The sequence below is a fragment of the Mycobacterium sp. genome (assembly GCF_044342925.1).
In the GTDB taxonomy this organism is placed as follows: domain Bacteria; phylum Actinomycetota; class Actinomycetes; order Mycobacteriales; family Mycobacteriaceae; genus Mycobacterium.
This window is the reverse complement of record NZ_JBIIOV010000023.1, coordinates 1-26,957: the sequence shown is the minus strand read 5'-3', so window position 1 is coordinate 26,957 and position 26,957 is coordinate 1. Positions and strand designations below refer to the sequence as shown.

Below are 26,957 nucleotides of genomic sequence, written 5' to 3'. Positions count from 1 at the left end.
TTGACGTAGCGGTGGCCGTGGCCGTCGGGAACGTCGACGGCCACCGCCATGTCGGCGGCGACCTGAAGGAAGGTGACCACCGGGATCCAGTTCATGTCGCCCGATACGTCGTACCCGCGCGGCTCCCGCAGCCAATCAGGCTGTGCGAACAGCAATTCCGGCGTCCACCAGGCAATCGGATCGGAGGCGTGCTGCAGGTAGGCGACCCGCGGGTTGCCCCACGGCGCGTCCGGACGCCCGAGGTTTTCGGCCCGGGCGGCGAACCGCACGTTGGCGCCGTCGTCGAAAATCGGCAGCCATTCCGGGGAGCCGGCGTCGCGGTTGTCGGTGATGAAGTCGCGCATGGTGTTGTTGAACGTCGGCCCGGAGAACAGCGCCCCGTCGGTGCGGGCGATGATGTTGTTCGGGCTCAGGAACGGCGCCTCGCCGCCGAACGATCCGAGGCTCTCGCCGAACACCACGATCTTGGGCCGCTGCGCTTCCGGCAGTGCGCGCACCTTCTCGTCGACCGCCTCGAACAACGCCTGGCCGGCCTGCCTTGCGTTTTCCTTGTCGACCAGGAACGACAGCCAGCTGGGCAGGTACGAGTACTGCATGCTGACAATCGCGGTGTCGCCGTTGTACATGTACTCCAGCGAGTCGGCCTCGGCGGCGTTGATCCAGCCGGTGCCGGTGGTGGTTGCCACCGCGATCACCGTGCGCTTGAGGCCGCCTTTGCGTTCCAGTTCAGCGGCTGCCAGTTCGGCGGTGGCGCGAATCCCATTGGCGGAGTGAAGTCCTGCGTAGGCGCGGATGGGCTCGGTCGCCGGGGCCTTGTTGAACTCCGTGAGTTGCGCGACGGTGGGGCCGTTGCCCACGAAGATGCGGCCCTGGTGGCCCATGGAGGACCAGGACACCTGGGAGCCCGGTCCGCCGGAACGCAGCGCCGACGTCGGCACAGGTTGTTTGGGGTCCAGTTCGTCGTTGACCTTCGAGAACGTCTTGTTCAGCAGGCTCATCGTGCCGCGCACCACGACACCATTGAGGACCGCGATGAATACGGCCAGCACGGCGATGAGTGTGACGACGAATGAAACCCGCTGTGGCGCAACGCGACTGAGCTGACGGACCAGGAACCGGACCAGTCTGCCGATCAGCTGGCCGAACTCGACGAACAGGAACAACACCACCAACGACAATGCGCCGGCCGTGATGTAGTCGTACCACTTGAGCCGTGGCACGCCGAACAGGTCGCGGACGTGGTCCTGCCAGTAGTGGAAGTAGACGATGCCGAGCACGAGTGCCAGCGCCCCGACCGCGACCAGAACGGGCCACGCCCAGCGCGGTGCCGGCGGGCTGCTCGGCCGCGACCGCATGAAACGGACCAGCCAGACCGCGAACACTCCGAGCATGTAGCCGATGGCGCCTGCGGCGCCGCTGACGATGCCCTGGAACAGCGGGCCGCGCGGCAACAGCGACGGCGTCATCGACAGCAGCATGAACAGGAACCCGACCGCGGTGCCGGTGAAGGTATACCGGCGTTGCCACCAGTCCGGTTTCCGTTCCGCGGTGGGTGAAGGTGCCGGTGCGGCCTCAGTGACGGTCACGGACGCCCACCCTAGCGGTTAGCGATGGGTGAAATTCGGTGCGCGTTTCTCGGTGAAGGCGGCCATGCCTTCGGTCTGGTCATCGGTGGCGAACGCGGAGTGGAACAGCCTGCGCTCGTAGAGCAGACCCTCTTCGAGGGTGGACTCGAACGCCCGGTTGACCGCCTCCTTGGCCATCCGCGCCGCCGACCGCGACATCTGCGAGATGGTGGTGGCCACTGCGTTGGCCTCGTCGAGAAGCGTGGCGGCGGGCACCACCCGCGACACCAGGCCGCTGCGTTCGGCCTCGGCGGCGTCGATGGTGCGTCCGGTCAGGATCAGGTCCATGGCCTTGGCCTTGCCGATGGCCCGGGTCAGCCGCTGTGAGCCGCCCATGCCCGGCAGCACTCCCAGCTTGATCTCCGGCTGACCGAACTTGGCGGTGTCGGCGGCGATCAGCACATCGCACATCATCGCCAGTTCGCAACCGCCGCCGAGCGCGTAGCCGGCGACCGCGGCGATCAGGGGGGTGCGTACCGCGCCGAGCTTGCCCCAGCCGGCGAAGAAGTCGGAATCGAAGACCTCGGAGAACGACAGCGACGCCATCTCCTTGATGTCGGCGCCGGCGGCGAAGGCCTTGTCGCCCGCGCCGGTGATGATGATGGCGCCGATGCCCGGGTCGGCGTCGAACTCGGCCGCGGCGGCGGTGACCTCGTTCATCACCTGGCTGTTGAGGGCGTTGAGCGCCTGCGGGCGGTTCAGCGTGATGGTGCCGACCCGCTCCGAGCGGCTCACCAGGATGGTCTCGTAACTCATTTCTCGACTCCTTCGAAGGTCAGGTCCGGATCAGCAGGGGCGAAATAGGCGTCGACGTCCTGTTCGGTCACCGCCGCAAGGGTCGACGGGGACCACTGCGGGTTGCGGTCCTTGTCCACCAGTTGGGCGCGGATGCCCTCGACCAGGTCGTGGGAACGCAGCGACGCGCACGACACCCGGTACTCCTGGACCAGCACCTCCTCGAGGGTGTCCAGCGTGGCGGCCCGGCGCACCGCGGCCAGCGTGACGGCCAGGGCGATGGGGGACCGGGTCGAGATGAGGTTGGCGGCGTGGGCGGCGGACAGGGCGGCCGGGCCCTCGCCGCGGGCGCGCAACGCCGCGAGGATGTCGGCGACGGTGTCCCCCGCGAAGCATTCATCGATCCAGTCGCGCTGAGCGGCAAGCGGGCTTGCCGGTGGTTCCTGGGCGAAGGCCGTCACGGCGGCCTCGGGCCCTTCCGCGACGACCATGGCGGTGAACGGCTCGAGATCGGCGCGGGGGACGTAGTGGTCGGCGAACCCCATCGCGATCGCATCCGGGCCGTTGAACGGCGCGCCGGTGAGGGCGGCATGCAGGCCCAGCAACCCGGGTGCGCGGGACAGCAGGTAGCTGCCGCCCACATCCGGGATGAAGCCGATGCCGACCTCGGGCATCGCGATCTTTGAGGTCTCGGTCACCACGCGGACGCTGCCGTGCGCGCTGACGCCCACACCGCCGCCCATGACGATGCCGTCCATCAACGCCACGTAGGGCTTGGGATAGCGCCCGATCCGCGCGTTGAGGCGGTATTCGTCGAACCAGAATCGCCGGGCTTCGGGGTCTGCGGCCGTGGCGCTGTGGTAAATCGCCACCACGTCGCCACCGGCGCACAAGCCCCGCTCGCCGGCGCCGTTGACGACCACCGCCCGGACGTCGTCGTCGTTTGCCCATTTCGCCAGCGCGGCGTCAATGGCGGTGACCATGTTCTGGTTCAGCGAGTTGATGGCCTTCGGGCGATTGAGCGTCAGGAAACCCACTCCACACTCGACCCGGACCAGCACTTCATCGGTGTCAGCGCTCACCGTCGGAGTTTTACCAGGAGCAATGCCACTGGCACACACCGGGATGGCAGGTAAGGTTGTCCTACGACGGCAAAATTCCGACGCGTTCCCCGGAACAATCGGCCACCGCCGCTCGTTGATGAAATGTTCACTAGTCTCCTGAGAGGATCCCGCGGTGCGGCAAAGCAGCAACCCGGTATTTCGCTCGTTGCCCCAGCAACCTGGCGGATACGCGCAGTTCGGTACCGGTATCGCCGGTGCCCAGCAGATGGGCCAAATGGCCCAGCCCCACACTCAATACCCGCCGCAGACCGGTGTCTCGCGGCCGCTGACCATCGACGACGTCGTCACCAAGACTGGCATCACCCTGGGTGTGCTTTCGGTGGCCGCCGTCATCTCCTACTTCATGGTGTCGGCCAACCTGGCGCTGGCAATGCCGTTCACCCTCGTCGGTGGGCTGGGCGGGTTCGTCCTGGTGATGATCGCGACCTTTGGTCGCAAGCAGGACAACCCGGCCATCGTGCTCAGCTACGCGGCGCTCGAAGGGGTGTTCCTCGGCGCGATCTCCTTCCTGCTGGCGAACGTCACCGTCTCCGGTGCTTCGGCCGGTGCGCTGATCAGCCAGGCCATCCTCGGGACCATCGGCGTCTTCTTCGGCATGCTCGTCGTCTACAAGACCGGCGCTATCCGAGTAACTCCGAAGTTCACCCGCATGCTGGTGGCCGGCATGATCGGCGTGCTGGTGCTGATGCTCGGTAACCTGGTGCTCGGCATGTTTGGGGTCGGCGGCGGCGAGGGCATGGGCCTGCGCTCCGGTGGAACGCTGGCGATCATCTTCTCGCTGGTCTGCATCGCGCTGGCCGCGTTCAGCTTCCTGGTCGACTTCGACTCGGCTGATCAGATGATCCGGGCCGGCGCGCCCGAGAAGGCCGCCTGGGGCATCGCCCTCGGCCTGACCGTGACGCTGGTCTGGCTGTACCTGGAGATCCTGCGGCTTCTGAGCTACTTCCAGAACCGCTAGTCGCTCGACGAGAAAAGCCCCGCTTCGGCGGGGCTTTTTTCGTTGGGGGCATCGACAGTGCGCACAGATCGCTGAAACGCGAAGATTCGCGATCTGGGCGCAGAGTCGATGCAATGAAATTCAGCTCAGCCGCTCGACCACCATCGCCATGCCCTGGCCGCCGCCGACGCACATGGTCTCCACGCCGAACGTCTTGTCCTGGGTGGCAAGGTTGTTCAGCAGCGTTGCGGTGATCCGCGCACCCGTCATCCCGAACGGATGGCCCAGCGCGATGGCCCCGCCGGACACGTTGAGCTTGTCCTCGTCGATGCCCAGCGTCCGCGCCGAGCCGAGAACCTGCACCGCGAACGCCTCGTTGATCTCGAACAGGTCGATATCAGAGACCGACATCTTGGCGTACCCCAGCGCCTTCTTGACGGCCTCGATCGGGCCCAGGCCCATGATTTCCGGGGACAGCCCGGACACTCCGGTGGACACGATGCGGGCCAGCGGGGTCAGCCCCAGCTCCTTGGCCTTCACCTCGGACATCACGACCACCGCCGCCGCGCCGTCGTTCAGCGGGCAGGCATTACCCGCGGTGACCGTGCCGTTGGGCCGGAACACCGGCTGCAGCTGGCTGATCTTCTCGTAGGTGGTGCCGGCGCGGGGTCCGTCGTCGCATGAGACGACGGTGCCGTCGGGCAACGTCACCGGCGAGATCTCGCGGGCGAAGAAGCCATTGTTGATGGCCTCCTCGGCACGGTTCTGGCTGAGCACGCCCCAGCGGTCCTGGTCTTCGCGGCTGATGCCGGTGTTCAGCGCGACGTTCTCCGCTGTCTGCCCCATCGCGATGTAGACGTCGGGGAGCTGTCCGGCCTCGCGGGGGTCGGCCCAGGCGTCCGCCCCGCCGGCAACGGCCGCGCTGCGGGCCTCGGCGTCGGCGAAGAGCGGGTTGCGGGAGTCGGGCCAGCCGTCGGACGTGCCGTGCGGGAACCGGGACACCGTCTCGACACCGGCGGAGATGAAGGCGTTGCCTTCGCCGGCCTTGATGGCGTGGAAGGCCATCCGGGTGGTCTGCAACGACGACGAGCAGTACCGGTTGACCGTCACCCCGGGCAGGAAGTCATAGCCGAGTTCGACGGCCACCACCCGGGCGATGTTGAACCCGGCCTCACCGCCGGGCTGGCCGCAGCCCAGCATCAGGTCGTCGATGTCGCGCGGGTTCAGGGCGGGCACCTTGTCGAGGGCGGCGCGCACCATCTGCGCGGCCAGGTCGTCGGGGCGCATGCCGACCAGGGAGCCCTTACCGGCCCGGCCGATCGGCGAGCGGGCGGTAGCGACGATGACGGCTTCGGGCATGACGGACTCCTGGTTGCGTGGGCGTGTTACCCCGAACCTAACCCGTGGGCTGCTCCTCGGTCACCGCAACCCCGGCGGGTCGCCGACGCAGCAACCTGGTTAGCCGATCGAGCGGTGTTGCGGCAGCCGTCACCGGGTCCCGGGCCCAGACCAACTCGGGCATGCTCTCCCCGAGTGCATCGCAGACGGCGGGTAAAAGGTGACCGGCGATGAGCGCGTACCCGGCTGCCGACGGGTGGTAGCGGTCCTCGGAGAAGAGGCGCTCCGGTTCTTCGAGAAAGTGCGAATGCAGCAGCGCGGCGATGGGTACCGGCAGGCCACCGGCGGCCCGGGTCTCCGCGGCCTGCGCGCCGGCCAGCCGAAGCCCGAGCGAGCGGGCCGTCCAGCGCAGCGGCTGCGGGATCGCGGTGACGACCCCGAAGTCCGGGCAGGTTCCGACGACCACAGCGGTGCCGCTGGCCCGCAGTCGGCGGACCGCCGCCCCGAGCCGCCGGGCCGACGGGCCGATGCCGTTGAGGGCGGTGACGTCGTTGGCGCCGATCATGATCACGGCCACATCGGGGGGCGCTCCGGCGACGAGCACGGCGTCGACCTGGCTGGTCAGCCCCTTGGACGTGGCGCCGACGATCGCCTTGGTGGACAGCCGCACCAGGTGACCGGACCGGTCGGCCAGGTCGCGGGCGATCAGCGCGCCCGGGACGTCGTCGGCGTCGCGGCAGCCGTATCCGGTGGCCATGGAGTCGCCGAAGACCATCACGTGCAAGCCCACTTCGACGCCGCGTTCCCACCGGCCCACCGGGGCGCCGCCGGGAGCGTAGACACCGTCCGCGCGGGGCGGAATGTCGAGGGCCTTCGGGATCACGCTGCGGGCTTGCTCGGCCTGACCGGTGAGCAGATTGCGGGCACCGACGACCGCGCCTCCGGTGGAGGCGAGTACCCCTGCCACGGCCAGCGTTCGCGCGGAGCCGAACCATATGCCCACCGGGTCAGTTTAGGGACGTGATAGGTGGGAAAACCAGCGATCAACAGGGCTTTGCGGTTACGGACCGGTATCAGATCCGGCAACAATCGCTATCACGGGTTGTGGTGTGGATCACAGCTGCCATCCTTGAGGCCCAGGGGTCGACAAAGCGGCCCCATCGGCACACCGCTACAACGGCGTAGGGAGTGTTGACATGACCGCACCCAGCAAGGTCGCACCGTCCTTCGCGCGGCGCGCACCGCGGCGCTACCCGGTCAGTGACGGGGTGCCGGTCGAGGTGATCGAGGACGGGCCGAGTCTGCCCGCGCGTCTGGTCACCCTGGGCACCCGGATGACGATGCGGCCGGCGCTGGCGGTGCTCAGTCACGTCCCGCACCTGCCCTGGCCGTTCGGTCTGGTGGACGTCGTCGCCCGCGCGGTGCTGCCCACGCCGGGAACCGTGCGGGCCACCGTCGGACTGCCCAACGCCTCGGCGCAGCTGGTCCGGGCGCCGGGCGTACTGCCTGCCGACGGCCGCCGCCGGGTGGTGCTCTACCTGCACGGCGGGGCCTTCCTCACCTGCGGGATCAATTCGCACAGCCGAATTTCGGTGTCGTTGTCGAAGTTCGCCGACTCCCCGGTGCTCGTGGTCGACTACCGGCTGATTCCCCAGCACAGCGTCGGCAAGGCCGTCGACGACTGTTACGACGGCTACCGGTGGCTGCGGTCGCGCGGCTACGAACCGGATCAGATCGTGCTGGCCGGTGACTCCGCCGGCGGCTATCTGGCCATGGCGTTGGCCCAGCGGCTGCAGGCGGAAGGGGAGACCCCGGCAGCGATGGTCGCGATCTCCCCGCTGCTGCAACTGGAGAAGGAATCCAAGTGTGCGCACCCCAACATCGACACCGATGCGATGTTCCCGCCCAAGGCTTTTGACGCGCTGGTTGCGCTGGTGGCCCGGGCTGCCGCGAGGAACGTCGTCGACGGCATTGCCGAGGACGTCTACGAGCCGCTGGATCACATTGTGCCTGGACTGCCCCAGACGCTGATCCATGTGTCCGGCTCGGAGGTGCTGCTGCATGATGCCCGCCTGGCGGCCCGCCGCCTGGCCGCCGCAGGGGTGCCCACCGAGGTGCGGATCTGGCCGGGCCAGATCCACGATTTCCAGATGGCCGCGCCGCTGATCCCGGAGGCCACCCGGTCGCTGCGCCAGATCGGCGAGTACATCCGCGAAGCAACCGGCTGACGAGCGCGGACGCGGCTGCACGCGTTCGTCTGCGACCATAGAGCCATGCGAATCGCGCCGCACGTCAGCGAGCTGATCGGCAACACCCCCCTGGTCCGGCTCAACTCGGTGGTGCCCAAGGGCGCCGGGGTGGTGGCCGCCAAGGTCGAATACCTCAACCCCGGGGGCAGCTCCAAAGACCGCATTGCCGTCAAGATGATCGACGCGGCCGAGGCCAACGGAGAGCTGCGGCCCGGCGGCACGATCGTCGAACCCACCTCCGGCAACACCGGGGTGGGCCTGGCTCTGGTGGCGCAGCGGCGCGGCTACAAGTGCGTGTTCGTCTGCCCGGACAAGGTCAGCGAAGACAAGCAGAACGTGCTGCGGGCCTACGGCGCCGAGGTCGTGGTCTGCCCGACGGCGGTGGCGCCGGATGACCCGGACAGCTACTACAGCGTGTCCAATCGGCTGGTCCGGGAGATCGACGGCGCCTGGAAGCCCGACCAGTACTCCAACCCCAACGGCCCGGCCAGCCACTACGAGACCACCGGCCCGGAGATCTGGGCCGACACCGACGGCAAGGTCACGCACTTCGTGGCCGGAGTGGGCACCGGCGGCACCATCACCGGCGCCGGCCGCTACCTCAAAGAGGTGTCCGACGGCCGGGTTCAGATTATCGGCGCCGACCCGGAAGGATCGGTGTACTCCGGCGGTACCGGACGCCCCTACCTGGTAGAGGGTGTGGGGGAGGACTTCTGGCCGAGCGCCTACGACCCCGCCATCGCCGACCGCATCGTCGCGGTGTCCGACGCCGATTCGTTCGATATGACCCGCCGGCTCGCCCGCGAGGAAGGGCTGCTGGTCGGCGGATCCTGCGGGATGGCGACGGTGGCCGCTCTGCGGGTGGCCGAGGAGGCCGGCCCCGACGCGCTGATCGTGGTGCTGCTGCCCGACGGCGGCCGCGGCTACATGTCGAAGATCTTCAACGACGCCTGGATGTCGTCGTACGGGTTCCTGCGTCGTCCGCTCGACGAGTCGCTGCCCGAGCCGACGGTCGGTGACGTGCTGCGGGGGAAGACCGGCGGTCTGCCGGATCTGGTGCACACCCATCCGTCCGAAACGGTGCGTGACGCCATCGGCATCCTGCGCGAGTACGGGGTGTCGCAGATGCCGGTGGTGGGCGCCGAACCGCCGGTGATGGCCGGTGAGGTGGCGGGCAGCGTCTCCGAACGCGAACTGCTCTCGGCGGTGTTCGAGGGCCGGGCCAGTCTGGCCGATGCCGTCGCTGTGCACATGAGCCCGCCGCTGCCCCTGATCGGCGCCGGCGAGCAGCTCAACGAAGCGGCCACGATGTTGCGCGATGCCGATGCGGTGATGGTGGTCGAGGGTGGCAAACCGGTGGGTGTGATCACGCGCCACGACTTGCTCGGCTTCCTCTCTGAAGGGCCGCGACGGCGTTGACGCGGTAGGGTTGGGCCGGCCCCGACCCTGATGGAGACCGATGACCAGCCCGCCCGAGCCGCCGCCGGGAAGCTACCCTCATCCGCCGGGCCACTATCTGCCGCCACCGCCGGGCTACTACCCGTACCCCCCGGCGGACTACTCCTACCCGGCGCCGCTGCCGCAGCAGGCCTATACCCCGTGGCTCACCCGGGCCGCCGCCTATCTGATCGACTCAGTGCCGATTGCACTGCTTGTCTTCGCCGGCCAGATGAGTGTGCTGGGCACGGCGACCACGGCTGACTGCGCCGACACCAGATACAGCGGGACCTGCACAGCGCAGCCGTCGGGGGTGGGGGTCACCTTGATGGTGCTGTTCTCCTTCGCCGCGCTGGCCTTCTGGATCTGGAACTACGGCTACCGGCAGGGCGGTACCGGCTCCAGCGTTGGCAAATCGATCATGAAGTTCGTGGTGGTCGACGAATCCACCGGCCGCCCAATCGGATTCGGGATGTCGATGGTGCGCCAGTGCGCGCACTTCCTGGACAGCGTCGTGTGCAACCTCGGCTATCTGTTCCCGCTCTGGGATGCCAAGCGGCAGACCATCGCCGACAAGGTGATGTCCACCGTCTGCCGGCCCCTGTAGACCTGGCTTTTTCCTAACGCGTTCAACGAAGGAGTTCGATGACCCAGCCGCCCAACCCCGGTGAGTTCCCGCCGCCGGGAGGCTATCCTACCCCGGCCAGGTGCCGCAGCCGCCGCAGTACGGCGCCCAGCCGCAGTGGGGAGCGCCGCAGCCGGGGGTTTACCCGCAGGGCGGCTACCCGCCGCCCGGTGGCTACCCGCCCCCCGGCGCCTACCCGCCGCCTCCGCCGGCGGAAGGCGGCTACTTCCCGCCGCCTCCCGGTGCGGGCCGGCCGGCCTTCACCATCACTGAGGGCATCTCGTGGGCTTGGAGCAAGTTCACCAAGAATGCCATCCCGCTGTTGGTGGGAACCTTTGCGCTGACCCTCATTCCGCTCGCGCTGGCATTTGTGTCCCAATGGGTGCTGGGCAAGATCTCCCCGGAGACGATCACCGTCTACGAGACCGGCGACGACATCGTTGAGATGACGTCCCAGACCCTCACCGGTGCGGGCCTGGCGGTATCGATCGTCGGCTGGTTCGCGATGGCGATCGTCGGGGCGGCGCTGGCGTCGGCCTTTTTCGGCGGGCTGCTCGACATCGCCGACGGCCGGCCGGTCACGCCTGCGTCGTTCCTGCGGCCCCGTAACGTCGCCGCCGTCGTGATGGCGACATTGCTGGTGAGCCTGCTGATCTTCATCGTCAATGTGATGACGGTCTTCCTGGTCGGCCTGCTGGCTTCGGTCAGTCCCGTGCTGGGACTTGCCGGCTCGTTGGTGCTGGCCCTGCCCGCCGTGATCCTCGGCCTGTTCGCGCTGTTCGCCACGGTCGCCATCGTCGACCGCAACCTCTCGGCCGTCGACGGCCTCAAGGAGAGTTTCCGGATCACCAAGGCGCACTTCGGGCAGGTTGTGGCGCTCTGGCTGGTCAGCGCCGCCATCCTGTTCCTGGGCCTGCTGTTCTGCGGTGTCGGTCTGCTGGTGGCCATCCCGGTCACCTACCTGCTGCTGGTGTACGCGTACCGGAAGTTGAGCGGCGGCCAGGTCGCTCCGGCGCACGCCTAGCAGCGCCGTAGGCTCGACGGCGATGAGCGACACGCACGGCGGGCACGGTTTCGCCACCAGGGCTATCCACGCCGGCTTCCGGCCGGACCCGGCGACCGGGGCGGTCAACGCCCCGATCTACGCCAGCAGCACCTTCGCCCAGGACGGGGTGGGCGGGCTGCGCGGCGGGTTCGAGTACGCCCGGACCGGCAACCCCACCCGGGCGGCGCTGGAGACCGTGCTGGCCGCCGTCGAGGAGGGTCGCTACGGTCGGGCGTTTAGTTCCGGGATGGCGGCCACCGACTGCGCCCTACGCGCGGTGCTGCGTCCCGGCGACCACATCGTGATTCCCGACGACGCCTACGGCGGCACCTTCCGGCTGATCGACAAGGTGTTCACGCAGTGGGGCGTGGCCTACACCGCGGTCCATCTGGCCGATCTGAACGCCGTGCGGGCCGCGATCACCGACCGCACCCGGATGATCTGGGTTGAGACGCCCACCAACCCGCTGCTGTCCATCGCCGACATCACCGCGATCGCCGAAATCGGCCACAGCGCCGGTCTGACGGTGCTGGTGGACAACACCTTTGCCTCACCCGCTCTGCAGCAGCCGCTGACCTTGGGCGCCGACATCGTGCTGCATTCCACGACCAAGTACATCGGCGGCCACTCCGACGTGGTGGGTGGGGCGCTGGTGACCAACAGCGAGGAACTCGACGCGGCGTTCGCCTTCCTGCAGAACGGTGCCGGCGCGGTGCCCGGGCCCTTCGACGCCTACCTGACCATGCGGGGCCTGAAGACACTGGAACTGCGGATGCACCGGCACAGCGACAACGCCGCGCTGGTGGCCGCCTTCCTGGCCGGGCATCCCGCGGTGAGCACGGTGCTCTACCCCGGCCTGCCCGATCACCCCGGACATGCCGTCGCGGCCCGCCAGATGCGCGGCTTCGGCGGCATGGTCTCGGTGCGGATGGCCGGCGGCGTGCAGGCTGCGCGCGACTTCTGTGCGCGCACGGAAATTTTCATCCTGGCCGAGTCATTGGGCGGGGTGGAGTCGCTGATCGAGCACCCCGGCGCGATGACGCACGCCTCGACCGCCGGTTCCCAACTGGAAGTGCCCGACGACCTGGTGCGGTTGTCGGTGGGAATCGAGGATTCCGCGGACCTGCTGGCCGACCTGCGCCAAGCCCTGGGTTAGCGGGCGTCAGCCCAGCGCAGGCAGCACCGCGGCGGCGGTCAGCTCCAGATTCGCCTGCGCGGTGTCGGACCTGTCCACCCACTCGCCGTAGCCGATCTCGGCGGCACGCAGGCCGGCCTCTTCGACACCGGCGTCGTTGAGTTCGAGCACAGCGCCGAACCCGCCGACCGCATGCAGCAGGGCGATGACCGCCGCTGTCACCGGCGCCGCGCTTCGCCGCCCGAATAACGCCCCGAGCAGTTCCGAGCGGGCCACCGACAGCCGGGCGCGGTTCTTCACCGGCCACCGGTAGTGGTTGCGGCGGAACTTGTGTTCGGTCAGGCCGATCTGGTGAATCTGCCCGGTGCGCAACAGTTGGTCGAGCACGTCGTCTTCGGCGTGTTTGCCGATCTTGGCCACCGCCGCCTCCGGGCTGAGCGCCCGCTGCTGCAACAGCTGCAGCGCCGGCCGCACGGCGGGATCCATCGGCACCGGGCTTTCCAGGGCGATCAGGTGCCCGGGGGTGACGGCGTCCTGCGCCAGGGCCGGCCGGATGCGGCAGTCGTAGGCCAGATCGAGAATCAGTCCGCCGGCCAGCACGCGACCCAGGCGGGAGCGGTCCAGCTGAGGCTGCGCCTGTGGGTTGTCGAGCAGCAGCAGCAACAGGTCTTCGGCGATGCGCGCCATGACCCCAGACTCAGGAGTGGTAGGGCTCGGCGCTGACCAGAGTGACTTTGACGGTGCTGCCGCTGGGCACGGTGTAGGTGCGGGCCTCACCGACCTTGGCGTTGAGCAGCGCGGCGCCCAGCGGCGAGTTGGGCGAGTAGACCTCGAGCTTGCCGTCGCTGATGATCTCCTGGCGGGTGGCGATCAGGAAGGTTTCGGTGTCGGACTCGTCGCCGTCGTAGTAGACCTTCACCACCGACCCGGGCAGCGCGACGCCGGACTGCTTGGGCGCCTCCCCGACCTTGGCGGTGTTCAGCAACTCCTGGAGCTGGCGGATGCGGGCCTCTTCCTGGCCCTGCTGCTCGCGGGCGGCATGGTAGCCGCCGTTCTCCCGCAGGTCGCCCTCTTCTCGGCGGTCGTTGATCTCCGCGGCGATGATCGGGCGGTTGGCGATCAACTGGTCGAGCTCGGCTTTGAGACGGTCGTAGGACTCCTGCGTCAGCCAGACCACCTGGTTGTCAGTCATCTCGTCGCGCTCCTAGCTCGTTCGTCCCGCAAGCGGTGTGTTGTCGCTGCCGGGAAGGCGCGGCCGTTGCCGCGTGCGTGCCACCCCCCGGGCGGCGAGCTATCCCGCCAATTAGCAATACACGGCTCCCAGCAGGAACCGTGTACCTGGAAAGTGTAGCACCGGGGCTGGCGGCGCCACCTGCGTTTTCCTGTCCCGAAGTTTGCTACGGGTCAGGGCGCGGTCAGGTAGGCGGGCACCTCGGTGCCGCACCCGTAGAGATCGCCGCCCAGCGGCCGATCATAGGCGGTGACGTTCGCGGTGACCTGGACGGTGCGCTCCTCGGAGGGGCCGACGAGGATCTCGCGGCGGCCGGTCTCGACGGCGTCGCGGGAGCGTGCCCGCACGATGCAGACCACCGGCACCGCCGGGTCTTTTCGCGTCACGGTGATCGTTACGGCCACCGTCCGGTCGTCGAGGAGCTCGTAGGAAGCCGCCTCGCCTTCCACGTCCTTGCTCTCGAAGCGCAGGTAGGCGACGACGGCCAAGCTCAGCCCGGCCAGGACGGTCAGCGCTCCCAGCGCCTTGACGATCCGGCTGCGGGTCTGTGCCGACATCGGCTGGCGGCCGTAACGCGACGCTGGATCCGGCCGCCCGGCCGGGGAGTCGGTCATGCCTTTCAGTGTGCCTTCCGGCGGCAGCCTCTGTTGCGGGTACCCCTACCCGGGATGGGACGATGTGGCAGCGGCGAACCCGCACAGGCATCCAGTGGGACATATAGAGGAAGACGTGACCGAACGGCGCTTGATGGCGATCCACGCCCATCCGGACGACGAGTCCAGCAAGGGTGCGGCGACGTGTGCGCGGTACGTCGACGAAGGGCACCGCGTCATGGTGGTCACCCTGACCGGAGGTGAGCGCGGGGACATCCTCAACCCGGCGATGGACATCCCCGAGGTGCACGGCCGCATCGCCGATGTCCGCCGGGAGGAGATGGCCCGGGCCGCTGACATTCTCGGCGTCGAGCATCACTGGCTGGGATTCGTCGATTCCGGCTTGCCGGAGGGCGACCCGCCGCCGCCGCTTCCGGACGGTTGTTTCGCGCTGGTGCCGCTGGAGGAGCCCGTCGCCCGGCTGGTGCGGGTGATCCGGGAATTCCGCCCGCACGTGATCACCACCTATGACGAGAACGGCGGCTATCCGCACCCGGATCACATTCGCTGCCATCAGGTTTCGGTGGCCGCCTTCGAGGCCGCCGCCGACCCGCTGGCCCATCCGGACGCGGGCCCGCCGTGGGAGGTCAGCAAGCTCTACTACATCCACGGCTTCGTGCGCCGGCGCATGCAGTTGCTGCAGGACGAGTTCGCCGAGAACGGGCAGGAGGGGCCGTTCGCCCGCTGGCTGGAGAACTGGGACCCGGACAACGACGTGTTCGCCAATCGGGTCACCACCCGGGTTCCCTGCGCTCCTTACTTCGCCCAGCGCGACGCTGCCCTCAAGGCGCACGCCACCCAGATCGACCCCGACGGCTTCTTCTTCGCCACGCCGTTAGAGTGGCAGCAAAGGCTTTGGCCCACCGAGGAGTTCGAGCTGGCCCGTTCGCGGGTACCCGCCGTGTTACCCGAGGATGACCTGTTCGCCGGAATCGAGGTCTACGAGTGAACGCTTTGCCCGTCAGCGATGTGCTGATCACCGTGCTGGCCGAAGGCCCGACCAACACCGGTCCCGACGTCGGCAAAGCCAGCCCGGTCGGTCTGTTCATCGTCGTACTGCTGTCGATCGCCGTGCTCGTGCTGGTGTGGTCGATGAACCGCCATCTGAAGAAGGCGCGGGACCATTTCACCGCCATCGAGGACGGTCCCGCAGCCGGTCCCGCCGGTCCCGCAGCCGGTCCCGCCGGTTCCGCAGCCGGGAAGGCCGCCACCCGGAAGCCCTCTGGTGAGCCCAGCGGGTAACCAACTCGCCGGGGCGGGTAACCAACTCGCCGGCGCGACAAGCCCCTACCTGCGCCAGCACGCGGACAACCCGGTGCACTGGAAGCAGTGGAGCCCCGAGGTGCTCGCCGAGGCGGCCCGCCGCGACGTCCCGATCCTGTTGTCGATCGGTTACGCCGCCTGCCACTGGTGCCATGTGATGGCCCACGAGTCGTTCGAGGACGACACCGTCGCCGCCGCGATGAACGAATTCGTCTGTATCAAGGTCGACCGCGAGGAGCGCCCCGACCTCGACGCGGTCTACATGAACGCGACGGTCGCGATGACCGGCCAGGGCGGCTGGCCGATGACGTGCTTCCTCACCCCGGACGGCCGGCCATTCTTCTGCGGCACCTACTTCCCCAAACCACAGTTCCTGCAGCTGCTTTCGGCGGTGACCCAAACCTGGCGGGAGCGCCGCGGCGATGTGGAGCAGGCCAGCGACCACATCGCCGGCGAACTGCGCCGGATGTCCGCGGGGCCGCCGTCCGGCGGGCCGGAGGTGTCGGCCTCCTTGTGCGACCACGCGGTGTCGGCGGTGCTGCGCGACGAGGACACCATCCGCGGCGGGTTCGGCGCGGCGCCGAAGTTCCCGCCGTCGGCGCTGCTGGAGGCGCTGCTGCGCAGCCACGAACGCACCGGATCACCGGTTCCGCTGGGCAGTGTGCGCCGCACCTGTACGGCGATGGCCCGCGGCGGCATCTACGACCAGCTGGCCGGCGGTTTCGCCCGCTACAGCGTCGACGCCGAGTGGGTGGTCCCGCACTTCGAGAAGATGCTCTACGACAACGCCCTGCTGCTGCGGGTGTTCGCGCACTGGGCGCGTCGCACCGGCGTCCCGCTGGCCGTCCGGGTGGCCGCCGAGACCGCGGCGTTCCTGATCGACGACCTCGCCGACGGCGCGGTCTTCACCTCCTCCCTGGACGCCGACGCCGCGGGGGTGGAGGGTTCCACCTACGTCTGGACGCCGGAGCAGCTGCGCGAAGTGCTCGGCGACGACGACGGTGCCTGGGCCGCAAAGGTTTTCGGCGTCACCGCGCAGGGCACGTTCGAGCACGGGTCATCGGTGCTGCAATTGCCGGCCGACCATGACCCGCTGCCGGCCGACGCCGAGCGGTTCGCCCGGGTGCGGGCGGCGCTGCGGGCTGCCCGCCGGGATCGGCCGCAGCCGGCCCGCGACGACAAGATCGTCACCGCGTGGAACGGTCTGGCGATCACCGCGCTGGCCGAAGCCAGCGTGGCACTGGACGATCCGGGCCTGCTGGACGCCGCGCAGCGGTGTGCCCAAGCCCTGTTCGAGGCGCACCTGGTGGACGGACGACTGCGCCGGGCCAGCCTCGGCGGCCGGGTGGGGGAGAGCGCGGCGATCCTGGAGGACCACGCCATGCTGGCCACCGGCCTGCTCGCGGTGTACCAGCTGACCGGCGAGCAGCGCTGGCTGGACCACGCCACCGTGCTGATCGACCTGGCGCTGCGACACTTCGCCGACCCAGATCGCCCAGGCCGGTGGTTCGACACCGCCGACGACGCCGAGGCGCTGATGGTCCGTCCCGCCGACCCGCTGGACGGGGCCACCCCGTCGGGGGCGTCATCGATCGCCGAGGCGCTGCTGACGGCCGCCCACCTCGTCGACGCCGATCGGGCGCCGCGCTACGCACAGGCCGCCGCCGAGACGCTGCTTGCCCACTCCCCGCTGCTGGCGCGGGCACCCCGATCCGCTGGGCATTGGCTGGCCGTCGCCGAGGCGGCGGTGCGCGGTCCGCTGCAAGTGGCTGTTTCCATCGAGACTGGGGCGTCGGATTCCGATCTGCTGGCCGCCGCCCGCCGGATCGCGCCGGGCGGCACGATCGTCGTCGGCGGCGAGGTGGACTCCATCCCGCTGCTGGCCGGCCGGGACCGGGTGCGCGGCGCCGACGCCGCCTACATCTGCCGGGGGATGGTCTGCGACTTGCCCGTCACCGGCGCCGAGGAACTTGCCGAAGCCCTCGGCGTGCGCGTGTAGCGTCGCCGTCATGCCGAACTCCCGGGACATGACGCAGGAGATCACCGACACCGTCCACCGGTACCTGGGCCTGGTGGCCAACGGCACCGCGGAGCAGATCGCCGAGATGTTCGCCGACGACGCCACCGTGGAGGACCCGGTCGGTGGCGGCGAGTTGCACATCGGCCGGAAGGCGATCCGCGGGTTCTACGCGACCATCGAAAGCCTGCCGCGGGCAACGGAATTGCTGACCCTGCGGGTGGCCGGCCATGAGGCGGCCTTCCAGTTCGCCATCATCGTGGGTCCTGAAGGCGGTCGGGTGCGGATCGAACCCATCGACGTCATGGTCTTCAACAGCGACGGCAAGGTGGCCTCGATGAAGTCCTACTGGTCGCCGGCGAACATCACCCCGGCCTAGCACCTACCGAGGCGCCGTCTACCAGAAGACCGCGAACCACATCGCGACGTAGTGGCAGATCGCCGCCACCGCGGTGCAGGCGTGGAAGAACTCGTGGTGACCGAAGGTCGTCGGCCACGGATTGGGCCACTTCAGCGCGTACAGCACGCCGCCGACGCTGTAGAACACGCCGCCGACGATCAGCAGCGTCACGGCCGCCACCCCCGCGCCTTCGGTGATCGGGCCGATGAACCAGACGGCCACCCAGCCCAGCAGCATGTACAGCGGCACCCCGACCCAGGCCGGCGCCGTCGGCCAGAACATCTTGAGCAGCACGCCGGCCAGCGCGCCACCCCAGACGATCCAGAACAGCAGCCAGCCGTCGCGTTCGGGTAGCGCGAGCAGTGCGAACGGGGTGTAGCTGCCCGCGATGAAGACGAAGATCATCGAGTGGTCGAGCCGCTTCATCCACTTGTGGGTGGTCGGCGACTTCCAGTTCACCCGGTGGTAGGTGCCGCTGACGGCGAACATGGCCACGATGGTGATGGTGTAGGTCAGGGTGGCCAGCCCGGCCCGGGTGCCCTGCAACGACCAGGACACCGACACCAGCGCGGTGCCGGCGATGGCCGCGACCGCGGCGGCGTAGACATGGATCCAGCCGCGGGCGCGGGGCTTGCCCAGGAACTGGCTGACCTGGTCGACGACGGCTTCGGGGAAGTCCTCGGCTTGGCCGTCCTCGGCCTGGCCGGCGCGACGGGGTTCCTCGATGTCGGCATCTGCAGTCATGTCCACCTCCCGTGACCTGACGTAGCGGGTGTTCTCCCCGGTATCGGCTCGCACGCCACAGTAGTCTTGATGGTCGTGGAGATCATTCCCCCGCGTCTCAAGGAGCCGGCCTACCGGCTTTACGAGATGCGGTTGCGGCAGGAGCTCTCCGATTCCAAATCGGCACTTCCCCGCCATATCGCCGTGCTGTGCGACGGTAACCGGCGCTGGGCGCGTGATGCCGGTTACTGCGACGTCAGCTACGGCTACCGGATGGGCGCGGCCAAGATCGCCGAAATGCTGCGCTGGTGCGCCCGCGAAGGCATCGAGATGGCGACGGTCTACCTGCTGTCCACCGAGAATCTGCAGCGCGACCCCGAGGAGTTGGCGGCGCTGATCGAGATCATCACCGACGTCGTCGAGGAGATCTGCGCTCCGGCCAACCGGTGGAGCGTGCGCACCGTCGGCGATCTGGAACTGCTCGGCGACGAGCCGGCCCGACGCGTTCGTGACGCGGTGGACGCCGCCACCTCCGCCGCTCCGTCGGGTTCGTTCCACGTCAACGTCGCCGTCGGCTACGGCGGCCGCCGGGAGATCGTCGACGCGGTGCGCGGACTGCTGGGCAAGCAACTCGCCAACGGGGCCACCCCTGAGCAGATGATCGAGGCCGTCACCGTCGAGAGCATCGGGGAGAACCTCTACACCTCGGGCCAGCCCGATCCCGACCTGGTCATCCGCACCTCCGGTGAGCAGCGGCTCAGCGGGTTCCTGCTGTGGCAGAGCGCCTATTCGGAGATGTGGTTCACCGAGGCGCACTGGCCCGATTTCCGGCGGGTGGATTTCCTGCGGGCGCTGCGCGACTACAGCCGCCGGCACCGTCGCTTCGGGCAGTAGGGCGGTAGAGCTTCAGCTAGCCACGCCGCAGCAGGCGCCAGCCGCCGGTGCACCACAGCGCCCAGGCGATGAGCGCCGGCTGGAAGAACAGTCGCACCAGGCGCTTGGCGTCGCTATCCAGCCCGAATGCGTTCCGGTGGTGCAGCCACTGGGCGATGTTGCCGGGGAAGATCAGAACGAAGAAGACGGCCAGCGTCAGACCCACGACGGCGCGCTGCCTGCGAGCCAGAATCATCGCAGCGCCCAGCGCGATCTCCACCGCACCGGAGGCCAGCACGGTGAGGTCCGGCGGCAGCGGCACGAACTCGGGCACCTGCGCCAGGAAATCGGTGCGGGCGAAGGTCAGGTGGCCGACGCCGGCGAACACCATGAACGCGCCCAGAGCGATGCGGCCGATCTTCTGCGGGGCCGTGTCAGGGACAGTTTCGGTTCTCATATCTTGCGCAGCCGCAGCCGCTTGACCGAATGGTCGGAGTCCTTGCGCAGCACCGCGGTTGCCCGCGGGCGAGTGGGCAGGATGTTCTCGATCAGGTTGGGCCGGTTGATGGTTCGCCAGATGTCGCGGGCAGCGCCGACGGCCTGGTCGTCGGTGAGACCGGAATAGTGATGGAAGTGCGACGCGGGGTCGGCGAACGCCCCGGCCCGCATGGCCAGGAAACGCTCGATGTACCACTGCTCGATGTCCTCGATGCGGGCATCGACGTACACCGAGAAGTCGAACAGGTCCGACACCATCAGCCGCGGACCGGTCTGTAAGACGTTGAGCCCTTCCACGATCAGGATGTCGGGATGGGTGACGATGTGCTTCTCGCCCTGAACGATGTCGTAGATCAGGTGCGAGTACACCGGGGCGCATACCTGATCGGCCCCGGACTTGACCGAGGTGACGAACCGCATCAGCGCCCGTCGGTCATAACTCTCTGGGAAGCCCTTGCGGTGCATGAGATTTCGACGGGTCAGTTCCGTGTTCGGATACAGGAATCCGTCGGTGGTCACCAGGTCGACCCGCGAATGGTCCTCGAAACGCGACAGCAGCGCCTGCAGCACACGGGCGGTCGTCGACTTGCCGACGGCGACGCTGCCGGCCACCCCGATCACGAACGGCACCGGGCGGTCCGGGTTCTGCCGCGGTCCGCCGAGGAATTCGTCGGTGGCCGCGAACAACCCCTGCCGTGCCGCCACTTGCAGATGGATCAGCCGGGCCAGCGGCAGGTAGACCTCCTCGACCTCCAACAGGTCGATCTGTTCGCCCAAGCCGCGCAGCCCGGTCAGCTCCTCCTCGGTGAGCTTGAGCGGAGTCGACATGCGCAGACCGCGCCAGTCTTTCCGCTCGAACTCCACGTAGGGGCTGGGTTCGTTCAGCCGCGCCATGGCACAAGTCTTGCAGTTAGCGTGAACGCCATGGAGCCCGACCACTTCATTGACGACTATCTCTTGCTCGGCCTGCGGTTCGACCGCATCGAGGAAGGTTACGTCGACGCCTTCACTGGCGATCAGCGGCTGCGCCGCCGCGTTGCCGACGAGCCGGCGCCTCAACCTGCCGAGTTGGCAGTGCAGGCCAAGCGGTTGCTGGCCGACTTACCGGCCGTGCCGCGGGACGGCGCCTTCACCGATCAGCGGGCCGAGTTCGTCGGCGCGCACCTGCGGGCGCTGGCCTGCGCGGCACGGAAGTTCGCCGGCGAGGACGTCGGCTTCGTCGACGAGGTGCGCGACTACTTCGACGTCGACATCTCCCGCGGCGACCCGGATCGCTACCGCGCCGCGCATAGCCGGATCTCAGAAGTGTTCGGTGGCACGGGATCGCTGGCCGAGCGGATGGAGGCCGAGCGGCGGGCCGACGAGATCCCCCCGGAGCGTCTCGGGGACGCCATCGACGCCTTCTCCAGCGCGTTGCGCGACATCGTGCGCGCCACCTATCCGCTGCCGGATAGCGAGACCGTCGTCTATGAGGTGGTCACCGACAAGCCGTGGTCGGGCTTCAACTACTACGAGGGCGACTACCGCTCCCGGGTGGCCGTCAACGCCGACCTCAAGCAGCAGATGAGCCATCTGCCGTCGCTCATCGCCCACGAGTCCTACCCCGGCCACCACACCGAACACTGCCGCAAGGAAGCCGGTCTGGTCGCGGGCCTGGGACACGGCGAGCAGACGATTTTCCTGGTGAACACCCCGCAGTGCCTGATGGCCGAAGGGCTGGCCGACCTGGCGTTGCACGCCGCGGTCGGGCCGGGCTGGGGCCGGTGGGCGCAGGAGATCTACGCCGATCTGGGCCTGCGTTTCGACGGGGAGCGGGCCGAGGCGCTGGCCGCGGCCCGGGCGGAGTTGGCCGACGTCCGTCAGGACGCGGCGCTGATGCTGCACGACGAACACCGCGACGCCGACGAGGTCGCGGCCTATCTGCAGCGCTGGTTGCTGATCAACGACAGCCGAGCCCGCCAGTCGCTGCGGTTCCTGTCCTCGCCGCTGTGGCGGGCGTACACCAGCACCTACATCGAGGGCTACCGGCTGTTGCGGGCGTGGCTCGACGACCGGCCCGACGGCGTCGGGCTGACCGAGCGCTTCACCCGGTTGCTCGACGAGCCGCTGATCCCCTCGTCGCTGCGTGCGGAGTTGCCGATCTAGATCCGCAGACGGCGGTTCACCGCATCCGGTCCGGGCGACTACGCTTTAGCGGCATGACGACCGACGCCATCCTGTCCGCCGCCACCGCGCCGGGCGCCGACTATGCCGCCACCGCCAACGAGGCCTACCGGGCGGCGTTGCAGGTCATCGAAACGGTGGAGCCCAGGATCGCCGCGGCGACTCGCAAGGAACTCGCCGACCAGCGCAGTTCGCTCAAGCTGATCGCCAGCGAGAACTACGCCTCGCCGGCGGTGCTGCTGACCATGAGCACCTGGTTGTCCGACAAGTACGCCGAGGGCACCGTCGGGCACCGGTTCTACGCCGGTTGCCAGAACGTCGACGAGATCGAGGCACTTGCCGCCGAGCACGCCCGCGAACTGTTCGGCGCCCCGTACGCCTACGTGCAGCCGCACTCCGGGATCGACGCCAACCTGGTGGCCTTCTGGGCCATCCTGGCCACCCGTGTCGAGGCCCCGGCGCTTGCCGAGGTGGGCGTGAAGAACGTCAACGACCTTTCTGAAGCCGAGTGGGAGCGGCTGCGCGCCAAGCTCGGCAGCCAGCGGCTGATGGGCATGTCGCTGGACGCCGGCGGCCACCTCACCCACGGCTTCCGGCCCAACATCTCCGGGAAGATGTTCCAGCAGCGCAGCTACGGCACTAACCCCGAGACCGAGCTGCTCGACTACGACGCCATCGCCGCGGCGGTTCGGGAGTTCAAGCCGCTGATCCTGGTAGCGGGCTACTCCGCGTATCCGCGCCGGGTGAACTTCGCCAAGATGCGCGAAATCGCCGACGCGGTGGGCGCCACCTTCATGGTGGACATGGCGCACTTCGCCGGCCTGGTGGCGGGCAAGGTGTTCACCGGCGACGAGGATCCGGTGCCGCACGCCCACGTCCTGACCACCACCACCCACAAGTCGTTGCGCGGCCCGCGCGGCGGCCTGGTGCTGGCCACCAAGGAGTACTCCGACGCCGTCGACAAGGGCTGCCCGATGGTGCTCGGCGGTCCGATGTCACATGTGATGGCCGCCAAGGCCGTCGCCTTCGCGGAGGCCCGTCAGCCCTCGTTCCGGGCCTACGCCCAGCGCGTTGCCGACAACGCCCAGGCGTTCGCCGACGGCCTGATGCGCCGCGGCGCGCGGCTGGTCACCGGCGGCACCGACAACCACCTGGTGCTGCTCGATGTGCAGAGCTTCGGGCTGACCGGCCGGCAGGCCGAGTCGGCGCTGCTGGATTCCGGCATCGTCACCAATCGCAACTCGATCCCGGCCGACCCCAACGGCGCCTGGTACACCAGCGGCATCCGGTTCGGCACCCCGGCGCTGACCACCCGCGGGTTCGGCCCTGCCGAGTTCGACCGGGTGGCCGAACTGGTGGTCGAGGTGCTGAAAAACACTCAACCGGCGGACGGCACCGCTGGGCCTTCCAAGGCGAAGTACACCCTGACCGACCAGACGGCGGACTGGGTGCGCTCGGCGGCGGCGGAACTGCTCGACGCCAACCCGCTCTACCCGGGCATCACCCTGTAGCGGCAGCACCCTGTAACGGCTCAGCCCGATCCACTAAAGCGTGTCAGATGTACCTGTCCTTGTCGTGCCCGTGCTCGTGTTCGCGCGAGTCGGCGAGTGACAGCCGGAACAGCATAAAGAGCAGCCCGAAAATGATGATTCCGACGAAGCTGTCGAACCACTGGAACGGGTAGAACGCGCCGTCGATCGAGAACACCAGCATCGTTTCGATGGTGCCGAAGACGAGGAAGAACAGCCCGAGCAGGCGCGGCTTATCGCGCATGTAGCGGGTTCGCCGCAGTTCGCCGGCCAGGGTCAGCAGCAGCACCGGCAGGATGCCCGCCAGGGTGGCCGCGGTGAGGCTGTCCAGCAGGACGATCCGCACACCGTCGTCGTCCACTGCTTCAGCCCCTGTTCATCAGATTCTCGACGCACAGCGTGTCCGTGTCGGTGGCTTTGCCGCAGTCCGAGGGTGGGTTGTACGGCGCCACCGCGCCGGGGCCGGGCGCCGACATGAGTGCTCCTTCGTCGCTGACGACGAGATCGGGGCACGTCGTTCTGACCGCCAGAGTAAACCGACCCCTGGGTCATTTCCCGGCTGGCGCACGGGCCGCCACGGACACGAAACGCCGCAACGGACGATTTTCGGACACCCGTTAACATCGGTTACAGTAACCGCATGGCACAGAAACCTGTCGCAAACGCGCTGACCCTGGAGCTTGAGCCGGTTGTCGCCGACAATCTGGCCCGCCACCTGCTGACGGCCGACGAGTGGTACGCCCACGACTACGTCCCGTTCGACGAGGGCCGCAACTTCGCTTTCCTCGGCGGCGAGGACTGGGACCCCGCCCAGGTGACCCTTCCGACCGCGATCGTCGACGCCGTCGAGATTCTGCTCATCACCAAAGACAACCTCGCCGGCTATCACCGCGAGCTCGTCGAGCACTTCATCCTCGAAGACAAGTGGGGCCGCTGGATCGGCCGGTGGACCGCCGAGGAGAACCTGCACGCCATCGCTCTGCGCGAGTACCTGGTGGTGACCCGCAACTTCGACCCGGTCGCCGACGAGGAGGTCCGGGTCCGCCACGTCATGCGCGGCTACCAGGCCAGCAACTACACTCAGATCGAGACCCTGGTGTTCATGGCGATGTACGAGCGGGCGCACGCGGTCTACACCCGCAACCTGGAAGCCGGCATCGACGAGCCGGTGCTCAAGAAGCTCATCGGGCGTATCGCCGCCGACGAGGAACGGCACGCGGAGTTCTTCGACAACCTGGTTATCCACTGCGTCGAGCACCACCGCGACTCCACCATCGCCGCCATCGCCCGTCGCGCCACCGGCTTCCCGGTGGTCGGGGGCGACATCATCGAGTACCGGGAGACCAAGCTGCGCTCAGCGGCGGAGTCCGGCGTCTTCGATCAGGCGGCTGCGGACAAGGTCGTCGTCAACTCCATCGCCACCTGGGGCCTGGCCGACGAGCCGCTGCTGAAGAAGCGCATCGCCGCCTGACACACCCGGCGCGCCTGCGCGGCGCGAGGTCACAGACGGGTAACGTCGGCGGCGATGGCCGGTGAGCCTCGGCTCCTCCGAACGGCCACGAGCCGAGGGAGCGCCTGTGACCGATCCGCACTCGCCCATCCGGACGTATGTGCTTGACACCTCAGTCCTGCTGTCCGATCCGTGGGCGTGTACCCGGTTCGCCGAGCACGAGGTCGTCGTCCCGCTGGTGGTGATCAGCGAACTGGAGGCCAAGCGCCACCATCATGAGCTGGGCTGGTTCGCCCGCCAGGCGCTGCGGCTCTTCGACGACATGCGACTCGAGCACGGCCGCCTCGATCAGCCCATTCCCGTTGGGGCGCAAGGCGGTACGCTGCACGTCGAACTCAATCACACCGATCCCACGGTGCTGCCGAGCGGTTTCCGCACCGGCACCAACGACGCCCGGATTCTGGCGTGTGCCGCCAACCTCGCCGCCGAAGGCAAACAAGTCACGTTGGTCAGCAAGGACATCCCGCTTCGGGTCAAGGCCGGCGCGGTTGGGCTGCCCGCAGACGAGTACCACGCCCAGGACGTCGTCACGTCCGGGTGGACCGGCATGACCGAACTCGACGTCACCGGCGAGGAGATCAGCACCTTCTTCAGCGACGGCGAGATCGACCTGGTCGACGCCCGAAACCTGCCCTGCCACACCGGTGTTCGCTTGCTCGCCGGCAGCTCTCATGCGCTGGGCCGGGTCAACGCCGAGAAGCGGGTCCAACTGGTGCGCGGTGACCGCGAGGTGTTCGGTCTGCGCGGCCGATCCGCTGAGCAGCGTGTAGCCCTGGACCTCCTGCTCGACGAGTCGGTGGGCATCGTGTCCCTGGGCGGCAAGGCCGGCACCGGCAAGTCCGCACTGGCGCTGTGCGCCGGACTGGACGCCGTCCTGGAACGGCGCACCCAACGCAAGGTCGTGGTGTTCCGGCCGTTGTACGCCGTCGGCGGCCAGGACCTGGGTTATCTGCCCGGCAGTGAGAGCGACAAGATGGGCCCCTGGGCGCAGGCGGTTTTCGACACCCTGGAGGGTCTGGCCAGCCCGGCCGTGCTGGATGAGGTGCAGTCGCGCGGAATGCTGGAAGTCCTGCCGCTGACCCACATCCGCGGCCGCTCCCTGCACGACTCGTTCGTCATCGTCGACGAAGCGCAATCACTGGAACGCAACGTGCTGCTCACCGTGCTGTCCCGGCTGGGCGCCGGATCGCGGGTGGTGCTCACCCACGACGTCGCCCAGCGCGACAACCTGCGCGTCGGCCGGCACGACGGGGTGGCTGCGGTCATCGAGAAACTCAAGGGCCACCCGTTGTTCGCCCACATCACCCTGACCCGCAGCGAACGCTCCCCGATCGCCGCGCTGGTCACCGAGATGCTGGAAGAGTTCAGCCCGGAAGTGCTGCCGTAAGCTGACCGCCGTGCTGGGCCGACCGTTCGTCGTTGCCGCGGCGCTGCTCCTCAGCGGTTGCGGCACGAACGCGCCGTCGACGCACGCCGCCGCGGTGGACTGCGCGGTGGACAAGTGCCTCGCGTTGACCTTCGACGACGGCCCCGCGCCCTACACCGACCGCCTGCTCGACGTGCTGACCGACGCCGGCGCCGAAGCCACCTTCTTCATGATCGGGAACAAGGTGGCGGCCGACCCCGACGGCGCCAAACGGGTCGCCGAAGCCGGTATGGAGATCGGCAACCACACCTGGGAACACCCCGACATGACCACCATCGGCGCGCACTACGTGCCCGATCAGCTGGCGAAGGCCAACGCGGCGATCGCGGCGGCGACCGGGCGGACACCGGTGCTGTGGCGCCCGGCCGGCGGGCTGACCAATGACGCGGTGAACCAGCAGGCCGCCAAGCACGGGCTGGCC

The 26,957-nt window shown here is 68.6% G+C and carries 28 protein-coding genes; 16 read left to right on the top strand and 12 right to left on the bottom strand.

Annotated features, from left to right (window positions below):
* The 3 genes from ADBZ6I_RS04440 to ADBZ6I_RS04430 all read right to left on the bottom strand — a co-directional run.
* A partial coding sequence (locus ADBZ6I_RS04440; RefSeq protein WP_526381262.1) for an alpha/beta hydrolase occupies nt 1-1,586 on the bottom strand: 1,586 nt, incomplete at its 3' end.
* Between the two features lie 18 nt (nt 1,587-1,604).
* The gene (locus ADBZ6I_RS04435; protein WP_526381260.1) at nt 1,605-2,381 is read right to left on the bottom strand and encodes an enoyl-CoA hydratase; all 777 of its coding nucleotides are present in this window, start codon (nt 2,379-2,381) and stop codon (nt 1,605-1,607) included.
* Nucleotides 2,378-3,442, bottom strand: coding sequence for a 3-hydroxyisobutyryl-CoA hydrolase (locus ADBZ6I_RS04430; protein WP_526381258.1), 1,065 nt, complete (start codon nt 3,440-3,442; stop codon nt 2,378-2,380). Before ADBZ6I_RS04430 ends, ADBZ6I_RS04435 begins: the two co-directional genes overlap by 4 nt.
* Before the next feature lie 154 nt (nt 3,443-3,596).
* Between ADBZ6I_RS04430 and ADBZ6I_RS04425 the strand changes: the two genes are divergently transcribed.
* Entirely contained in the window at nt 3,597-4,442 is an 846-nt protein-coding gene (locus tag ADBZ6I_RS04425; RefSeq protein WP_526381256.1) for a Bax inhibitor-1/YccA family protein, read from the top strand.
* Nucleotides 4,443-4,562: 120 nt separating this feature from the next.
* Here the strand turns inward: ADBZ6I_RS04425 and ADBZ6I_RS04420 are convergent, their stop codons facing one another.
* Both ADBZ6I_RS04420 and ADBZ6I_RS04415 read right to left on the bottom strand, forming a co-directional pair.
* On the bottom strand, nt 4,563-5,780 hold the full coding sequence (locus tag ADBZ6I_RS04420) for an acetyl-CoA C-acetyltransferase (protein ID WP_526381254.1): 1,218 nt from the start codon (nt 5,778-5,780) through the stop codon (nt 4,563-4,565).
* A 37-nt stretch (nt 5,781-5,817) separates the two neighbouring features.
* Nucleotides 5,818-6,762 carry an SGNH/GDSL hydrolase family protein gene (locus ADBZ6I_RS04415; protein ID WP_526381252.1) on the bottom strand — a complete coding sequence of 315 codons (945 nt, stop codon included), beginning with the start codon at nt 6,760-6,762 and terminating at the stop codon, nt 5,818-5,820.
* A 193-nt stretch (nt 6,763-6,955) separates the two neighbouring features.
* Between ADBZ6I_RS04415 and ADBZ6I_RS04410 the strand changes: the two genes are divergently transcribed.
* The 5 genes from ADBZ6I_RS04410 (at nt 6,956) to ADBZ6I_RS04390 (ending at nt 12,271) form a co-directional block, all read left to right on the top strand.
* Complete coding sequence (locus tag ADBZ6I_RS04410) at nt 6,956-7,987, top strand: alpha/beta hydrolase (protein WP_526381250.1); 1,032 nt, start codon at nt 6,956-6,958, stop codon at nt 7,985-7,987.
* A 45-nt stretch (nt 7,988-8,032) separates the two neighbouring features.
* Nucleotides 8,033-9,427: a cystathionine beta-synthase gene (locus tag ADBZ6I_RS04405; RefSeq protein ID WP_526381247.1), complete on the top strand. Its 1,395-nt coding sequence runs from the start codon at nt 8,033-8,035 to the stop codon at nt 9,425-9,427.
* A gap of 40 nt (nt 9,428-9,467) precedes the next feature.
* Nucleotides 9,468-10,052: an Rv1078 family RDD domain-containing protein gene (locus ADBZ6I_RS04400; protein WP_526381245.1), complete on the top strand. Its 585-nt coding sequence runs from the start codon at nt 9,468-9,470 to the stop codon at nt 10,050-10,052.
* Nucleotides 10,053-10,152: 100 nt separating this feature from the next.
* Nucleotides 10,153-11,094, top strand: a complete 942-nt coding sequence (locus tag ADBZ6I_RS04395) for a DUF2189 domain-containing protein (protein ID WP_526381243.1) — start codon at nt 10,153-10,155, stop codon at nt 11,092-11,094.
* A gap of 22 nt (nt 11,095-11,116) precedes the next feature.
* A complete protein-coding gene (locus ADBZ6I_RS04390; RefSeq protein ID WP_526381241.1) occupies nt 11,117-12,271 on the top strand; it encodes a cystathionine gamma-synthase in 1,155 nt (384 codons plus the stop codon).
* 6 nt (nt 12,272-12,277) lie between these two features.
* On the opposite strand, the gene ADBZ6I_RS04385 is transcribed toward ADBZ6I_RS04390, so the two are convergent.
* From ADBZ6I_RS04385 to ADBZ6I_RS04375, 3 genes are all read right to left on the bottom strand, one after another.
* Nucleotides 12,278-12,937 carry a GPP34 family phosphoprotein gene (locus tag ADBZ6I_RS04385; protein WP_526381239.1) on the bottom strand — a complete coding sequence of 220 codons (660 nt, stop codon included), beginning with the start codon at nt 12,935-12,937 and terminating at the stop codon, nt 12,278-12,280.
* Nucleotides 12,938-12,947: 10 nt separating this feature from the next.
* Nucleotides 12,948-13,442 (bottom strand): transcription elongation factor GreA, encoded by a 495-nt coding sequence (gene greA / locus ADBZ6I_RS04380; protein ID WP_526381237.1) that lies wholly within the window; start codon nt 13,440-13,442, stop codon nt 12,948-12,950.
* A gap of 212 nt (nt 13,443-13,654) precedes the next feature.
* Nucleotides 13,655-14,095 (bottom strand): DUF4307 domain-containing protein, encoded by a 441-nt coding sequence (locus tag ADBZ6I_RS04375; protein ID WP_526381235.1) that lies wholly within the window; start codon nt 14,093-14,095, stop codon nt 13,655-13,657.
* 115 nt (nt 14,096-14,210) lie between these two features.
* On the opposite strand from ADBZ6I_RS04375, the gene mca reads away from it, so the two are divergent.
* From mca to ADBZ6I_RS04355, 4 genes are read left to right on the top strand one after another with little or no spacing between them, the layout of a single operon-like run.
* Nucleotides 14,211-15,083 (top strand): mycothiol conjugate amidase Mca, encoded by an 873-nt coding sequence (gene mca, locus ADBZ6I_RS04370; protein ID WP_526381233.1) that lies wholly within the window; start codon nt 14,211-14,213, stop codon nt 15,081-15,083.
* 5 nt (nt 15,084-15,088) lie between these two features.
* Nucleotides 15,089-15,376, top strand: coding sequence for a hypothetical protein (locus ADBZ6I_RS04365; protein ID WP_526381271.1), 288 nt, complete (start codon nt 15,089-15,091; stop codon nt 15,374-15,376).
* Complete coding sequence (locus ADBZ6I_RS04360; protein ID WP_526381231.1) at nt 15,360-17,396, top strand: thioredoxin domain-containing protein; 2,037 nt, start codon at nt 15,360-15,362, stop codon at nt 17,394-17,396. Before ADBZ6I_RS04365 ends, ADBZ6I_RS04360 begins: the two co-directional genes overlap by 17 nt.
* 10 nt (nt 17,397-17,406) lie before the next feature.
* The gene (locus ADBZ6I_RS04355; protein WP_526381229.1) at nt 17,407-17,793 is read left to right on the top strand and encodes a nuclear transport factor 2 family protein; all 387 of its coding nucleotides are present in this window, start codon (nt 17,407-17,409) and stop codon (nt 17,791-17,793) included.
* Nucleotides 17,794-17,811: 18 nt separating this feature from the next.
* Here ADBZ6I_RS04355 and trhA read toward each other — a convergent pair whose 3' ends face one another.
* Entirely contained in the window at nt 17,812-18,558 is a 747-nt protein-coding gene (gene trhA, locus ADBZ6I_RS04350) for a PAQR family membrane homeostasis protein TrhA (RefSeq protein WP_526381269.1), read from the bottom strand.
* A 75-nt stretch (nt 18,559-18,633) separates the two neighbouring features.
* Here trhA and ADBZ6I_RS04345 point away from each other — a divergent pair, with 75 nt between their 5' ends.
* Nucleotides 18,634-19,431, top strand: a complete 798-nt coding sequence (locus ADBZ6I_RS04345) for a (2Z,6E)-farnesyl diphosphate synthase (RefSeq protein ID WP_526381267.1) — start codon at nt 18,634-18,636, stop codon at nt 19,429-19,431.
* A 16-nt stretch (nt 19,432-19,447) separates the two neighbouring features.
* Here ADBZ6I_RS04345 and ADBZ6I_RS04340 read toward each other — a convergent pair whose 3' ends face one another.
* Nucleotides 19,448-19,867: a DoxX-related protein gene (locus ADBZ6I_RS04340; RefSeq protein WP_526381227.1), complete on the bottom strand. Its 420-nt coding sequence runs from the start codon at nt 19,865-19,867 to the stop codon at nt 19,448-19,450.
* Complete coding sequence (gene coaA / locus ADBZ6I_RS04335) at nt 19,864-20,802, bottom strand: type I pantothenate kinase (protein ID WP_526381225.1); 939 nt, start codon at nt 20,800-20,802, stop codon at nt 19,864-19,866. The genes ADBZ6I_RS04340 and coaA overlap by 4 nt, the downstream gene beginning before the upstream one ends.
* A 30-nt stretch (nt 20,803-20,832) precedes the next feature.
* Here coaA and ADBZ6I_RS04330 point away from each other — a divergent pair, with 30 nt between their 5' ends.
* Nucleotides 20,833-22,053 (top strand): DUF885 domain-containing protein, encoded by a 1,221-nt coding sequence (locus ADBZ6I_RS04330; RefSeq protein WP_526381223.1) that lies wholly within the window; start codon nt 20,833-20,835, stop codon nt 22,051-22,053.
* 53 nt (nt 22,054-22,106) lie between these two features.
* Entirely contained in the window at nt 22,107-23,582 is a 1,476-nt protein-coding gene (locus tag ADBZ6I_RS04325; protein WP_526381221.1) for a glycine hydroxymethyltransferase, read from the top strand.
* A gap of 43 nt (nt 23,583-23,625) precedes the next feature.
* Here the strand turns inward: ADBZ6I_RS04325 and ADBZ6I_RS04320 are convergent, their stop codons facing one another.
* A complete protein-coding gene (locus tag ADBZ6I_RS04320; RefSeq protein WP_526381219.1) occupies nt 23,626-23,946 on the bottom strand; it encodes a hypothetical protein in 321 nt (106 codons plus the stop codon).
* Nucleotides 23,947-24,240: 294 nt separating this feature from the next.
* On the opposite strand from ADBZ6I_RS04320, the gene ADBZ6I_RS04315 reads away from it, so the two are divergent.
* The 3 genes from ADBZ6I_RS04315 to ADBZ6I_RS04305 form a co-directional block, all read left to right on the top strand.
* A complete protein-coding gene (locus ADBZ6I_RS04315; RefSeq protein ID WP_526381217.1) occupies nt 24,241-25,071 on the top strand; it encodes an acyl-ACP desaturase in 831 nt (276 codons plus the stop codon).
* A 106-nt stretch (nt 25,072-25,177) separates the two neighbouring features.
* Nucleotides 25,178-26,497, top strand: coding sequence for an RNA 5'-3' helicase PhoH2 (phoH2, locus tag ADBZ6I_RS04310; RefSeq protein ID WP_526381215.1), 1,320 nt, complete (start codon nt 25,178-25,180; stop codon nt 26,495-26,497).
* A gap of 1 nt (nt 26,498) precedes the next feature.
* The coding region (locus ADBZ6I_RS04305) for a polysaccharide deacetylase family protein (RefSeq protein ID WP_526381265.1) at nt 26,499-26,957 on the top strand (459 nt) is incomplete at its 3' end.